Consider the following 13,664-nt stretch of genomic DNA (forward strand, 5'->3'; position numbering starts at 1 on the left):
CCGCATGCCATACCTGTCGAAGATCCCCCTCAACCCGCGCCGCCGGGCCGCCGTCTCCCTGCTCGCCAACCCGCACCGGCTGCACGCGGCCGTACTGAACGGGCTGGCCGTCCAGCCCGTCACGGAACGCGTCCTGTGGCGACTGGAGAGCAACCGCCCCCACCAGGCCGAAGTCCTCGTCCTCACCGAGAGCCGCCCCTCCTGGGCGCACCTGGTCGAGGACGCCGGCTGGCCCGGAGCCGACGGGGGCGATCCGCTCATCGCCGACTACACCCCCCTGCTCGACCGCCTCGCGTACGGCCGCGAATTCGGCTTCCGCCTCACCGCCAACCCCGTACACAACGTCCTGGCACCCGCCCGGCCCAGCGAACCCCAGGCCGCCCGAATCAGCGAAGGCGCTGACAAGGGCGGCCGGCCGCGTGGCTTCCGCGTCGCCCACCGCACCGTGGCCCAGCAGATCGGATGGCTCCTCCAGCGGTGCGAGCGCCACGGATTCACCATCCCCGACGCCGACGTCACGCCGCCCGCCCCCGGCTTGCGCGAGCCCGCCGCCGACGACCGGAAACCGTCACCGGGGCCGGCGGTCGCCGTTGTCGGCCGGGACATCCTGCGCTTCAGCAAGCGGAAGGGCGGACCGCGCGTCACCCTGTCCACGGCGACCTTCGAAGGACGGCTGCGCGTCACCGATCCCGACGCTCTGCGGGCCTGCCTGCTCGGCGGCATCGGCCCCGCCAAGGGCTACGGCCAGGGCCTCCTCACCCTGGCCCCGCTCCGCGCCACCGAGGACGTGAACCGTGGCTGAACCGTGGTGGCGGACCGGGCCCCAGGACGTCCACCGGCTCGAGGACCGCATCAGCAGCCTCTACGCCGAACGGTGTCACATCGACCGCGACGACAATGCCATCGTCCTGGTCAACAAGGCGCGTACTGTCCACGTTCCGGCGGCCTGGCTCGCGGTCCTCCTGGTGGGCCCGGGCAGTCGCATCACGCACCCCGCCGTCACCCTGCTCGCCGACTCCGGCACCGCTGTGTGCTGGGTCGGCGAACACGGTGTACGCCTCTACGCCACCGGTATCGGGACGGCGCGCGGTTCCCAGCTCCAGCTCCGCCAGGCATGGCTGGTGACCCGCCCCAAGGAACGCGTCGCCGTGGCCCGCCGCATGTACGAGATGCGCTTCACCGGCGAGGACACCACCGGTCTGACCCTCCAGCAGCTCCGGGGCCGGGAGGGCACCCGCGTCCGCCGTCTCTACGCCGAGCACTCGGCGCGCACCGGCGTACCGTGGGTCAAGCGCGACTACAAGCCGGGTGACGCCTTCGCGGCGGGCGACGACGTCAACCGGCTCCTGTCCGCGGCGAACTCCGCCCTCTACGGCATCAGCCACGCCGCGATCACCGGGCTCGGCGCCAGCCCCGCCCTCGGGTTCGTCCACACCGGCAACGCGCTCTCCTTCGTGCTGGACATCGCCGACCTCTACAAGGCGGAATACACCATCCCGCTGGCCTTCGACCTTGCCGCCCAGGGCCTGACCTCGGAGCGCGACGCGCGCACCGCCTTCCGCGACGCCGTCGTCAAGGGCAAACTGCTGCCCCGCATCGTCACCGACATCAAACGGCTGCTCGTACGCGAAGGCACCGAACTCTCCGACGAGGATCTCGGAGCCCTGTGGGACGACGGCGACACCGTCGTCAGCAGCGGCCGGAACTGGAGCGCCGCCGACCACCTCGACATCATCCCGGAACCGGAACCGGAGCCGGAACCGAAGCCGGCTGAAAGGGACGGCTCCGGCGACGGCGAGGTGGCGTCATGAGCACGGGTACCACCGTGGTCGTCCTCGTCGCGGCCCCGCCCGGTCTGCGCGGACACGTCACCCGGTGGTTCACCGAAGTCGCCGCAGGCGTCTACGTCGGCAACCCGAACCCCCGTATCCGCGACCGGTTGTGGAACCTCCTCGCCGACCGCATCCACGACGGCCAAGCGGTCATGATCGAACCCGCCACGAACGAACAGGGCTGGACGGCCCGCACGGCCGGCCGCGACCGATGGTCCCCCGTGGACTTCGACGGCCTCACCCTGATCGCGCGCCCCCGCCAGGGCGGCCGGTCCTGGCGGCCGGCCGGCGGACCGAGGTAGGCCCGCCCACCACGTCCACGGCGGTCGCCGACGCGCCCGCCCCACCCCACCCGCAGGCCGGGCCGGGCGCGCCGGCGCGCCCGCTCAGATGTCCCGGAAGAGGCCAGTCACTTGGCTGACCTGCAGGAACGATCGACCATCAGCCTCTGACCTGGGGAAATGGCCTTTCGGTTGTTTCACGCTTGGGCCCCTTGATGCGGCCGAAAGTCCCAGGAAAGTCCCAGAGGGCTCCCAAGGAGACCGGGCGTTCTTTCCAGGTCATGCGGGCTGTGCCGCGCGGCGTCTGCCGGCGTGGCGGCCGCGGCAGCGGGGCGCAGCAGACAGCGGCGGCAGGAAGACCTGCTGCTCCTCGTCGAGGGCGAGGCCATGGCCATAGCGGCGGTGTCGGCAGTGCTCTCCTGGCTGGTGACGAACTGGTGGGTGCTCGTCGTACTGGGAGCGTGCGCTGCGGTGGGCGGGACCTGGTGATTTCACCGGTTCCAGCAGCAACAGGCTTGGGAGCGGGTACAGCAGCAGCCCTGCGCTACGCGCTGCCGCAGCTGGATGCCCTGCATCACCAGGACTTCGAGTACGTCATCCGTGACTTGATGCGCCGTGACGGAGGCACCGACACCCGGCAGATCGGCAGATCGGCAGATCGGCGGGGCCGGCGACAACGGCGCCGACGTCCTGGCCACCGGCCCCATGGGCCGGACCTGGGTCATCCAGTCCAAGCGCTGAGCGGCCGGTGACCGCGGGTCGGCGGACGGCACCCCGGACCTGCAGCGGGTCAACGGGACCGCCCGTCAGCTCTACGGCGCGGCCATCGTTCTCGTCGTCACGAACGGCCGGTTCTCAGCGCGTTGTGCACCCTGGCCGCTCAGCTGAGATGCACCTGGCCGACCGGTGGACCCCTTGCGGCCTGGGCGAGCGGTAGACAGCCTCTGCGGGAACTGCTGCCGAAGATTCCCAGCCCTCGCAAGAGCCAGTGATTCACGAGCCCTGAGCCGTGAACCGCTCGGGGGCCGCACTGTGGGGATTACGCCTCTGCGGTGGGGTCAGGTCGTAGAACCCTATCAACCAGTCTTTACGACGAGCTACTGACCAGCCGGAGGGCTGGCCGGTCTTCCTCGACACCGAGCATGCGCCGCACCTGGGCTGCGCTCCAAGCCAACTCGTGTGCCAGTTCAGTCATTGTCAGCCCGTGTTCGCAGGCGAGAGTGAAGGCGTGGGACAGCAGCGCGGGCTGTTCGCCGGGATAGCCGGCCAGGGGGTCCGGAGCGAAGCCGGGTTGCCCCTGCAGACCGTGCAGCCGCTGGTAGGCACGGCTGGCAGAGGAGTCCGACAAGAGCCCAAGTTCTCTGCAGCGGTACAGCAGGGAGTGCACCGAGACCCCCCAACCGTCGCGGAGCTGCGAGAGCTTATGCAAGTCCGCCCGCGCAGGCAGCTCGGGCAGGATCGATTCGCGGGGGGTGAGGAACTCGGCTGCGAAGGTGTCGGCCTCACGTTCCTGAGTAATGTCCCCCGGATTGGTGTCGCCATGCAAGATCAGGTGACCCAGTTCGTGGGCCGCGCTGAAGCGGTGACGGTAGACGTCATCGGTTCGGTTGGGCGTCAACACGATCACTGGGCGGGGGAGGTATGAGGTGGAGAAGGCGTCGACGGAGCGCAGGTCTTCGTCGCGCTTCGGGGCCACCACCACAATGCCGCGTGCTTCCAGACGCCGGACTAGGTGAGCGATGGGTCCAGTGCCCAGCCCCCACGCGACTCGCAGGGCGCGGGCAGCGGAGGCGGGGTCGCTGGGCAGATCCGTGCCCGGGTGCACCTCGCCTCCAGCGAAGCCGGGGAGGTCGACCAAGGGGAGCTGGACACGCCTTTCCAGTGCGTAGGCCAGCTCCCAGACCTGTTCGGTGAACGCAACGGCCTTGGCGCGCTGGTAGGCCCGGGTGCTGCGCAGACTGCGGAAGTGTGCAGCCGAGGGGTCCAGCCGTGCGTGCGGGCGCCCCGCCAGGAAGTACGCCAGCGGCACATCCAAAATTTCGGTTAGGCGCGGCAGCAAATCGGGGCGCGGCCGGTTAGTGCCCATCTCGTACTGGCTCACGGCAGCGGGGGTGACTCCCAGTTCATCAGCCAGCTGCCTCTTCGTCATCCCGAGGAGGCTGCGGGCCTGGGCCAGCCGGGCGGGGTCGAAGGCTTCGTGCACGGCAGCCGGGGATAGCTGTCCCCGGTCGCCGCGGCCCTTGACAGCGCGGCGGCTGCCGGAGGCGGTGAAAAGCGGTGGTTGGGTACTCTTACTCATTCGCCGTCTTCTATGTTGGAGATGGTTGGTTCCTGTTCAGCGGACGGGCTCTTGGCGACCTCGGAGCGGTGCGTGACGCCCAGACCGGGCACGTCACCTCCACTGAAGCCCTGCGCACGGGGGACGCCTCTACTTGAGCCGCGCAAGTCGTCACGGGAATGGGTGGAGTCATGCTTTGCGGAAGCGATGCTCATATCGAGCGGCTCCGGGTCCCAGACCATGGTGCCGTCGTCCTCTAGCGACGTCGGCGTACCCCACCAGGCGGCCAGTACCTTGTCGCTGTCGGCGTTGGCTGCGTACGCGACGTAGATCACCGTCAGCTGCTCGGCCGAGGCCGCAGCAGCGGCCTCGGCCACCGAGGGCTCCGCCGCCGGCTCGGTGGCCTCGGCCTCCCCCTCGAACAGCGTCAATGGAGGTCGCGCTGAGCCCACGCCGTTGTCGCGGGAAACCTGGTGAGGAATCTTTGTGCTCAGCTTCGCGCGGGAGATTGGTTCTGTCAGCGAGTCAGCGTGCCGGAAAGGGATCAGCACTCGCCCGTTGACAACTGCCAAGCTGTACGACGCCCCTTTGGGCTTGCGGGCCTCATAGCCGGGGAGTTCAGCCAGCTCGAACTGCTTGACGACCTGTCCGTAGCGCGTGGCCCACATGCTGCCGTAGGCGCGCTTGTCCACGGCTCCCGCTTTCTGGGCCGCTACCTGCACCTCGTAAGCGGTTTGTTGACCACGTGCCAGGCCCTTGACCACATGCCGTATCACCTCCGCGGCGTCATCACCGAACTGCTCATCAGCCCACTGCGACGGCGCAAATTCACCAGCCATGATCCCCCCACGGCACTAGTCGCTTACCGGATGGACGACAACGTAGCACTCTGGCTTAACTTATGCTCGCCAATTGCCCGGTGGGTGTGGCGGCCTCTGCGGCACGCGCGCCGTCCAACGGCGGGGCGGGCCCGTAAGTCGGCCTTGGGGGCCAACGAGGCAGTGATTAGCGCTCGCAGTGCTTCCACTTGGGCTGTTGGGTTTGGTTCTACGCGGCTCCCGGGAGCGAACCAGGCCCTAGTTGCGTTTGCCGGGGGCGTAGCCCTGCAGGAAAGCAGGCGCGACCATGCGCTGCCGCTCCAGCAGATGAGGAAGCTCGCGGGCGAGGTCCGGGTGGCTCTTGGCCCAGTCCGGGGCGTGCGCCACGAACTCACGGCTATTGAAGACGCTGTAGCGGTTGATGTCCGCGACCCGCAGCCGCGAGTGATCCTGGGGATCGCGGGAGATGATCACGGCGAGGGTGCTGCCCAGCGGCAAAGTCAGGCGCCGGAAGTTTTGGAATCCGACCACGACGCCGTGGTCGAAGTAGCCGGGCGGCACGTCCTCCGGCGGAGGGCCCACCAGGCCGGAGAAGCAGACGGGGTTGTCGCCGACCAGGAGCCCGCCTTTGCGAGGGCGGTAGCAGGACCAGTGCATGTCGCTGGACAGCAGAGTGGAGACCAGGTGATTCCACTGATCCTTGTGGTACGCGTCGTCGTCGTGGCGGAGCCGCCACGGATCGATCACGTACATGGATATGAACCCCATCATGCTCGTCTGGACCTCTTCATCGGGCAGCCCGCTGCCCTCAACCCCGCTCGCCTTGCCGGTTACGTACATCAGGAAGCGGCTGAGCTGCCACTGCAGGGCCAAGAGCCAAGCCAGGGCGCTGCGGGCGTGGGCGGGCACAGTGCGCTCCCGTCCCTTTACCAGCTCCCAGACGACAGTGGCGGCCTCGTCTTCGATCTTCCCCATGGCCGCCTCCATCGACACGTGGTCGGGTTCGTGTCCCGGCCGGTAGATCGAGTGACCGAAGTTGCGGTGGCCGAGCCGAATTGCCGCCCGCTCATCACCTGATGGGCGACCAGTTTGCCCGTGGGGCCAGCGAAGTGATGGAGGAGGAATTGGGGTATGAAGTGATGCTTCTTGGCATACTGCGGCATGGGGCGACTGTAGTGAGGTAGGACGTGTGGCCGCTCAGGGATACCGGCCCTCGCGATCAGCGGGCTCGCTACTGGTTGGCGAAGGGCGAAGGGTGAAGGGCGGACGGAACGCTACCGCCAACCGACCTGGCCCGACCCGCTGCCTGGGCGCACGCCCATGTTTTCTCCCTACGTTCCGAGGGTGAGAGGAAGTCCCTGTTGGACCTCGTGGGTGCGGCGACTATCTGACCATTGGCCTTACGGGCGGCCGTCAGCCATGGGGGCCCTTGGCAGGGACTGAAAAACTGACGCCTTTGACCTCAGGTGCGGCTCGAGTATCGTCCCCCGTTACGGCTGGCTTGCGTGGAACCACCAGATCGTATTACAGGCCGTTCGGGTCCTCAGCGATTCTCGGATTCCTGGTGGACTCACATTGCTCGTACGGCTGCCCGGGCCCGCGCGGCGTGCATGGCGGCGTTGTCACGCGCGAGGTGCGCCCTTTCCTGGATATTCCTGCCGAACTCCCCCCACCCGAAAAGCAAGGCGAAGAAGGCGGCCATGGTTGCCGTCACCAAGGCGGCAGACGCCATGAATCGGGTCAGGCCGGCGGGCAGATAGGCCAAGAGCCGCACACGAGTGTCGACCGCGAGGTCAGCGCAGCGGCCAGCCCACAGGTCGAAGCCTTGGGCGGCCCGCGCGAGGAACGCCGCGACGCATCCGACAAAGAGCAGGAAGAACAGAACTCCTCCGACTAGTCTTTTCGTCAAACCGGGAGCCGGAGAGGCGTCGGCGAAGGGGAGCCCACGGATGCAGTACATCAGTCCTGTACCCGCAATAATTCCGATGATTATGCATCCGATCAGGTTGAACGTGATGTCGTCATAGTCGCCTTCTGGAGGAGCGGCCCGGTTCTCGCTGGTCGGTGAGGGGCGACGGTGGGAGGGCATGAAAAGGTTGACGATATTACCGAGGACGTTACCGCCCACAAAGGTTCCCGAACCGCGGTTGGTTTGGTTGACAACCTTCTTCTCGGCCTTGGGAAGGTGTTCGGTCATGTGGCGGGCCCGCCCTGGTTGATGGTCAGACCACCGTGGTTGTCACCGCCGATGAACACACCGGCTCCGGTGTTGCTTTGGTTGTAGATAGTGGTCCCCCCGATGGTGAGGGCCCTGAACTCATTGACCGCCACTGGGTAGGAGTCGAGATGCACCCGCAGGAGCGGGGCAACGCGGGCCGCGAGCTCCTCCGTGGTGGCTTCCGGGTTGTCGAATACGGCGACGGCCTCATTCTGCTCGGCCGCCGTTCCCCGGTGCATGAGCTCGCGCACCTTCGCCTTGGCCCACACGGCCCCACTCGTGGCGGCTCCGGCCGCCAGGGCGACGGCTGCGCCGGTGCTAACCTCCGCAGCAATCTCCGGAAGCATCACAGTAGTTGTCCCCTCTCGGTCATGCAGATGAAGTCAAACGGTAGCAGTGGGGGCAGCCGCTATTGGATGTGTTCGGTGCCGCACTTGGGCTAGCCAGAGGTGCTGGCGGCTCCAGGTCCAGGCGGCTCGGTAGGAGCTGCCGGGGGTCACCTCATGTGGGCCCTTCACCGCCGCACAGCGCACGGCTGATGCTCCAGCGGCCTTCCGCGCGGTCACCAGTTGGCCTGAATGGTGGTGACGGTGAGATCGGACGTCCTGGTCGAGTGGATCGCCTCGAGCCAGTACCGTTCAGGAGGCTTGTCCACGGGATGGTGATGGGCCAGGGCGCACACGAGGAATCCGGTGTCCTGTAGCTCAAGGGGCCAGTCCGTGAGGACGGGATGGTCGCCATTCGCGGAGTAGTGGTCGCGGATGACGAGACCGACGACGAACCTTGTTGCGGTGATGGGATCGAGCTCCACGATCGTGGCCAGCAGCTCAACCGGAAGCCGTTCGAACCAAGTTACCCGTATCGCCGTGGCCTCCAAAGGTCGGAAGTAGGCATTGGCGGTGACGCCGAAGCGCTCCCGCAGGTGCTGAAGCGCGGTCGTGTCCAGCGGAGTACCGGGCAGCTGGAAGGAAAGCCTGCACTGGGAGACCGCGCGTCGGCCTGCCTGCTCGTCCTTGGAAGGGAACTGGCCAGGCAGTGGGGGAGCGCTGATCCTCGCGGTCAAGGTATAGAGACCGTCCAGCGCGGTGTCGCAGTAAACGAGCTGTTCACTGTGGTGGGGCTCATCCAGAGCCGCTGTCCGCTGCGGAGCCTCGTCCAGAGCCTCGATAAGCGCTGGAGCCCCGATCCCGAACCAGGAGGTCCCGAGCTGCTGCAAAGCCCATGTGGGACGGTGACTGGTCAGCCCGAGTTCGTCGAGAGTGTGGAGCAGCCCCACTAGATCCTCGGTCGAACGAGCCTGTACGGGCATGTCCAGGCACACCCCCTGCCCTCGGCCGAAGGACCAGTCGACATCCGTCACCGATGTGGCGAAGACCGCGGATGTGAACCCTCCCGGCACAGCGATGTAGGGCAAGGCGTCACCACCCTGGCCGCGCAGCATCAGGTCGCCGGGCGGCAGCTCGCGCGCTGGGCGGCGCAGCCCCTGAACTGCTCCGGCGCTCAGATGAACACGCCCGTGGGTGACGAGCCTTTCCTGCTTGCTATGCAAGAGGCCCGGGAGCGATGCGGGTTCACGCAGTACGGCAAGCACATCTGCGTGATCCATCAAAAGCACCGGCCTGCTGCGCTCCCGGCCCACCTCGTCAATGAGTGTCGTGGTGAACCCCGAAACGCTGACGATGACTCCGATCACATGGGAACTGACACGCCGCAGCCGGTCATGCACCGTACCCAGCACATCGATGTCGGCCTTTGCCTGCTGCCACTTGCACTCCAGCAGGTAGTGCCGCTCCCCGTAACGCACGGCCAGGTCCGTCTGCCGAGGCAAGGCCATGCCCGGATCGAGCTCCACTATGAAGTGCGCCAGCTCGAAGGCCCGGCGCAGCAGCTTCTCGAAGTCTTTGCCCCGCCGGTGCGGATTGTCCGCCGCGCTCAACCGCGAGTACATGTCGGCCAGCCCGGATTCGGGCGCAAGGAAGACATCACTACGGGGCACGGGAGAAACGTCGTTCACACCAGCTGATTCTGCTTCACCGTGACACGTGATGCGGACGCATTACGTCATTGAGCCTTTCCCAACCCCACGCTGACGCGTGGTGAAGGACGAGAACGGCCTGGACGATCGCGGTGATGCGGTTGGTGCCGCAGCGGAGCCTTCGCAGAAGGCGCCAGCCCTTCAGAGTAGTCATGGCCTGCTCGCCGGCAGCGGATCTTGGCGTGCGCGCTGTTGTGCCTGCGCTGCCACCGCTTGAGGCGACGGCCTCGGAAGGGGACGTGGACGGGGTGGCCGGCTCCCCGGCACACGTTGTCCGCCCAGCACTTCAGCTCGGCCACGGCGAGCGCGTCGATGATCCCGTGGGTCCGTGCGGCGGTCAGGTCGTGGGCGGACCCGGGCAGGGCGGGTGACGCTCACAGCAGCCGTCCGAACGGATCGCTGAGGACTTGGACGTTCATGCGGTGGCGCTTGTGTTTCCCGGAGTAGTACGGGGTGTCGGCGGCGATCCGGTCAATCGGCAGGAGGGTGCCGTCCAGGATCACGAACGCCTTGGTCCGGATGGTCTTCATCGCTTTGGTCAGAGTCGGGGTGAGGGCGGCCAGGACGACGACGACCTCGCGTAGGTAGCGACAAACGGTCGCGATGCCGATGCGGAACCCGGCGGCGAGCTGGGCACAGGCATAGCCGCATCGCAGGTGGGCCAAGGCGAGCAGGGCCTATCGGCCTGCGGGCAGACGCCGCCAGCATGTTCCGACCTCCCGTTGCCGGACATGCAGTTGAGCGTTCAGGTAGCGCAGGGTGCTGCTGGACAGATCAATCGATGACGGGTAGACAAACACGCGAGGCTCCTCGTGGGGCACTGTGGATCTTGGTCTTGACACCTCCTACCAGGAGCTTCATCGCGGCAATAAGCCGCCCAACTGACAAACACTGCTGACGGGTTGGAAACAGCTTATTGTGTGAGCGCCCACGATGGCTGCGCTGCGGGTAGAGAATCCAGCCCTTGTCAAGGAAATCCCGAGCGCGATCTACGGACAGCGCGACCCTCAGACTGGCTTCCCCCCTTCGAGAAAAGCTCAAGGCCGTGGCGTTGGACGCGAATGCCTACGGCTACGCGCGACCTGACCTCGACCAACTGGAGCGCCTGGCCGCGCGACTTGCCGGCATAGGCGTCAAGACCTGGGTACCCGAGACTGTCGCTTGGGAGTGGGCCGAACACCTGGTACTCGACTGGCAGATCCTGAAGAATGCCGCGTCCACCGAACGTTGGCGACTCCAGCAGGCTGGCCTCAGCGTGCCTGTATCGGACTACCCAGACCGCGACGAGGTGATCGCGGCGGTGCTCGCCAACCTGGCGAAGATCCCCAACGTGGAGATCATCGAGCTCACTGGTCGAAGTGCGATCGAAGGCTTGAAGGACCAGGTGCTTCTCCGCTCGCCGGCCAAGCTCAAAGGAGCCAGGGCGGCCGACCCCAGCACGGGGGAGAGGGAATCGCGCGGGGTCAAGACTGGCGCCAGCGACAGTGCCTGGATCCGCGACGTGCTGGAACGTGCCGCCCCGGACGAGATCGTGATCGTCAGCGGCGACCGTGACGTACTGGCCGCCTTCACGGCCTGGAACAAGTCGGCGCCGGAGATGCGCCGTCTTGAGGACCTCAGGCCCACCCTCTTCGACTTCACCGTGGACGATGGCCACGCACGCTCCGCCATCATCCGCTACCTCCGTGATCAGCTACCGGCACAGCTGGACAGTGACCCGATCGGCATCGGCCGAATCGAAGGGCTCGAACGGGCCTACGCCCGCACCCGGGACGGCGACGGCACCAGCATGAGCAGCTACGGCGCAAGCGTGACGCACCTTCTTGCGCTGGCTGGGGTCGACGACGTCATGATCGAAGTAGACGAGCCCTCCGCGTCGGCCGCGACCCGCCGCGGGAACCCGCGAGTCGACCCCGGCACAGCCGGAGGCGAGACCGTCTACGCGACGGTGGAATTCCTGGCTTCGGGGGAGACCACCGTGCAGTCGCTGTGGAATGGCGGTGACCCCGAGGTGGAGGTCATCTCGATCCCCAACGTGCTGGTGCGCGCGCACCTCAGCTTCGAGTTCGCCGACGGAGTCATTACCTTCATGGATGCCGACTCCGAGGCCGACGCCGGGATCCTCGATGACCTCTACTGGGGGGAAGACGAACTGGAAGAGTCGCTGGTCGAGGCACTGAACAGGGTCCTTGGAATCCGCCTCGACCTCAACCGTGACTCGTTGGATGGCCTGGAGATCAGCATTCCTGGCACGGACGCCCATGTCGAGCTCACCACGAACAAGTACGGTGACGGCCGATGGGATGCAGAGGTCACCCTCTGGACCGGTGGTGAAGAAGTTAGGACCCGTGAAGGGGCCGTGGGCGCGGAGTGGGCCCCCTCGCCTGGGTGGGATGACGCGGTCGGAGCCCCCTCAATGGCCGCCACCGCTGCGAATGTATGGGGGGAAGGCGTGTACGCAGACCACGGTCTCGTGTCCCTGGCCGCCTGGCTGATCGAGCGCATCGAGTGGCCCCGGTTCCCGACTCTCGCGGCCCAGCCCGAAGTGGCCGCGGGCGACGATCCCGCCGGCGACTGACAAGCCGCACGTCGTAGTTCCTGCTATAGCCAGAGCGGCGAGGTCCCCTTGTGTCGACTCTCAACGAGGGACGGCACAGGGGGACCTCCTCGCGATTCTGGAGCTCTCCGGATTCATCGGCATCATCACTGGTTAGGCGCCTCCAGCGTGGGGAGCGGGAGGCTTCCCCGCGAGGTTTCCTGCGGATCTCGTGAGGCGGCGTGAGTCCATACACGAGCAGCACCATCCCGCGCTCATGCGGCTGGGCTGCACTGCTGGACAGACGTCAGAAAGGGACCGAGCACATGAACTCCAACCCCACCGGACGCGACCGAGGACGCATCTGGGTGCTGCTCGTGGTGGCGGCCAGCGCGGCCGTCGCCATGCAGAGCGAAGCATGGGCGAGCGCCGTTGGAACGGCGGTCACCCTCTACGCCGTCCTCACCACCGACAGTCAGAGGAACTGACCATGGTCCGCACGAAACCGTCCGACGCACACCTCCTCCTGGTCCGTGCCATCACGGCACGCGGACTCAAGGCCACCACCACACAGGTGGAGCGCTGGCAGCAGCACGCCTGGCTCCCGAACCCGGCGACGTGGTTCGAGCCCGCACCCCCGACGCTCCGTCCCCTGATCCTGGACCGCGCTCTATGGCTTGCGGAGAACACGCGAGCAGGCCGCAGCATCGGATGGTGGGGGTGGGTCTTCTGGGCCGTCGACGGAACCCCCCATAGTATTCAGAGGCTTCGGGCCGCCATCATCGCCGCCTTGGAGCGACCGCTGAGGCGGGCAGGCGTCGGAGAAATCCCGAGAGGGAACTCCGACCGGGCATTCCAAGGCCGAGCGGCCGCTGCCGCGAAAATGCTCCCCAACCGCCTCCCGCCCCGGCGCAACCGGGACGAGGAATTGCGTGAGCATGCTGCCGAGGTAGGGCTGAGCATGCCGGCCCTTGCCGAGTCCGACATCCCGACGGTATTCCACCCCGCCCTGCTGGAGGCAGGGGCCCCACTTCTCGTGGGCGGCGGAGAAGACCTCGGGGCCGAGGGACTGCTGGACGCCCTCACGACGGCTCTCCCAGATCACCCGGAAGTTGTCGAGAACGTGCGTCAGCTGCTCCGCCAGGCCGAGTTCGCTGGGATCGACCTCATGGCAGTGCACCCACTAGCTCAGGGCGTCAGGGGCATGGTGCGCGCCATTGAGGCAGCCGATGATAAGGACCTGTGCAATGCCCTGTGCGCCTGCATGATGGCAACGGTCATCCTTCAGAACCTGATGCCCCGTGCTCCAGAGATGCCGGAGATCATGTCGCTGCTGACAGGAGACCCGATGTGGCGCTCGTGGGCAGTGTCCGGTGGGATCCTCCCGGACGGAGCACCCGGCTTGGCTGCCGTCGCACTGAACACCTACCAGTACCTGTCCATGCCGGATTGGGCCGCGGAGCTGGACCGATATTCGATGTTCATGTTCGCTCTGCACCTCGCCAGCGAGGACGGCTGAGCACTGCGGAGGCGGCCTGGCTGCGAAGAGCTCACGCTACGGGCAATGTCCGCACGCGCCGATACCGTCTCGAAGACGGCCATCGTTCCCAACGATCACGGCTGTCCAAGTGGTTACAACGTCTTAGAACGCCTAACACAATGAGGT

General features: G+C 66.8%; 15 protein-coding genes and 1 pseudogene. 8 read left to right on the plus strand and 8 right to left on the minus strand.

Annotation, left to right across the window (positions count from 1 at the left end):
* The first annotated feature begins 4 nt into the window (after positions 1-4).
* The 5 genes from cas6e (at position 5) to MHW47_RS35660 (ending at position 2,854) form a co-directional block, all read left to right on the plus strand.
* Positions 5-802: a type I-E CRISPR-associated protein Cas6/Cse3/CasE gene (gene cas6e / locus MHW47_RS04190; RefSeq protein WP_239221243.1), complete on the plus strand. Its 798-nt coding sequence runs from the start codon at positions 5-7 to the stop codon at positions 800-802.
* Positions 795-1,811, plus strand: a complete 1,017-nt coding sequence (cas1e, locus tag MHW47_RS04195; protein ID WP_239221244.1) for a type I-E CRISPR-associated endonuclease Cas1e — start codon at positions 795-797, stop codon at positions 1,809-1,811. The genes cas6e and cas1e overlap by 8 nt, the downstream gene beginning before the upstream one ends.
* Complete coding sequence (gene cas2e, locus MHW47_RS04200; protein ID WP_239221245.1) at positions 1,808-2,134, plus strand: type I-E CRISPR-associated endoribonuclease Cas2e; 327 nt, start codon at positions 1,808-1,810, stop codon at positions 2,132-2,134. Before cas1e ends, cas2e begins: the two co-directional genes overlap by 4 nt.
* 291 nt (positions 2,135-2,425) lie before the next feature.
* A complete protein-coding gene (locus MHW47_RS04205; RefSeq protein WP_239221246.1) occupies positions 2,426-2,602 on the plus strand; it encodes a hypothetical protein in 177 nt (58 codons plus the stop codon).
* A 126-nt stretch (positions 2,603-2,728) separates the two neighbouring features.
* Positions 2,729-2,854 (plus strand): hypothetical protein, encoded by a 126-nt coding sequence (locus tag MHW47_RS35660; protein WP_275448839.1) that lies wholly within the window; start codon positions 2,729-2,731, stop codon positions 2,852-2,854.
* Positions 2,855-3,200: 346 nt separating this feature from the next.
* On the opposite strand, the gene MHW47_RS04210 is transcribed toward MHW47_RS35660, so the two are convergent.
* The 8 genes and pseudogenes from MHW47_RS04210 to MHW47_RS04240 all read right to left on the minus strand — a co-directional run bounded on the left by MHW47_RS04210 (position 3,201) and on the right by MHW47_RS04240 (position 10,262).
* The gene (locus MHW47_RS04210; protein ID WP_239221247.1) at positions 3,201-4,412 is read right to left on the minus strand and encodes an ImmA/IrrE family metallo-endopeptidase; all 1,212 of its coding nucleotides are present in this window, start codon (positions 4,410-4,412) and stop codon (positions 3,201-3,203) included.
* Positions 4,409-5,230 (minus strand): hypothetical protein, encoded by an 822-nt coding sequence (locus MHW47_RS04215; RefSeq protein WP_239221248.1) that lies wholly within the window; start codon positions 5,228-5,230, stop codon positions 4,409-4,411. The genes MHW47_RS04210 and MHW47_RS04215 overlap by 4 nt, the downstream gene beginning before the upstream one ends.
* A gap of 237 nt (positions 5,231-5,467) precedes the next feature.
* Positions 5,468-6,184, minus strand: coding sequence for a hypothetical protein (locus tag MHW47_RS04220; protein ID WP_374230049.1), 717 nt, complete (start codon positions 6,182-6,184; stop codon positions 5,468-5,470).
* 595 nt (positions 6,185-6,779) lie between these two features.
* On the minus strand, positions 6,780-7,406 hold the full coding sequence (locus MHW47_RS04225) for a hypothetical protein (RefSeq protein WP_239221249.1): 627 nt from the start codon (positions 7,404-7,406) through the stop codon (positions 6,780-6,782).
* The gene (locus tag MHW47_RS04230) at positions 7,403-7,777 is read right to left on the minus strand and encodes a hypothetical protein (protein ID WP_239221250.1); all 375 of its coding nucleotides are present in this window, start codon (positions 7,775-7,777) and stop codon (positions 7,403-7,405) included. The genes MHW47_RS04225 and MHW47_RS04230 overlap by 4 nt, the downstream gene beginning before the upstream one ends.
* Before the next feature lie 33 nt (positions 7,778-7,810).
* The gene (locus MHW47_RS36055; protein WP_374230050.1) at positions 7,811-7,993 is read right to left on the minus strand and encodes a zinc-ribbon domain-containing protein; all 183 of its coding nucleotides are present in this window, start codon (positions 7,991-7,993) and stop codon (positions 7,811-7,813) included.
* The gene (locus MHW47_RS04235) at positions 7,990-9,441 is read right to left on the minus strand and encodes a restriction endonuclease (protein ID WP_239221251.1); all 1,452 of its coding nucleotides are present in this window, start codon (positions 9,439-9,441) and stop codon (positions 7,990-7,992) included. The genes MHW47_RS36055 and MHW47_RS04235 overlap by 4 nt, the downstream gene beginning before the upstream one ends.
* Before the next feature lie 16 nt (positions 9,442-9,457).
* Positions 9,458-10,262 (minus strand): annotated as a pseudogene (locus tag MHW47_RS04240) (transposase family protein).
* 245 nt (positions 10,263-10,507) lie between these two features.
* On the opposite strand from MHW47_RS04240, the gene MHW47_RS04245 reads away from it, so the two are divergent.
* From MHW47_RS04245 to MHW47_RS04255, 3 genes are all read left to right on the plus strand, one after another.
* Positions 10,508-12,040: a hypothetical protein gene (locus tag MHW47_RS04245; RefSeq protein WP_239221252.1), complete on the plus strand. Its 1,533-nt coding sequence runs from the start codon at positions 10,508-10,510 to the stop codon at positions 12,038-12,040.
* 284 nt (positions 12,041-12,324) lie between these two features.
* Positions 12,325-12,486, plus strand: a complete 162-nt coding sequence (locus MHW47_RS04250) for a hypothetical protein (protein ID WP_239221253.1) — start codon at positions 12,325-12,327, stop codon at positions 12,484-12,486.
* 2 nt (positions 12,487-12,488) lie between these two features.
* A complete protein-coding gene (locus tag MHW47_RS04255) occupies positions 12,489-13,517 on the plus strand; it encodes a hypothetical protein (protein WP_239221254.1) in 1,029 nt (342 codons plus the stop codon).
* The last annotated feature ends 147 nt before the right edge of the window (positions 13,518-13,664 follow it).

This window comes from Streptomyces sp. OfavH-34-F (genome assembly GCF_022347745.1).
Lineage (GTDB): Bacteria > Actinomycetota > Actinomycetes > Streptomycetales > Streptomycetaceae > Streptomyces.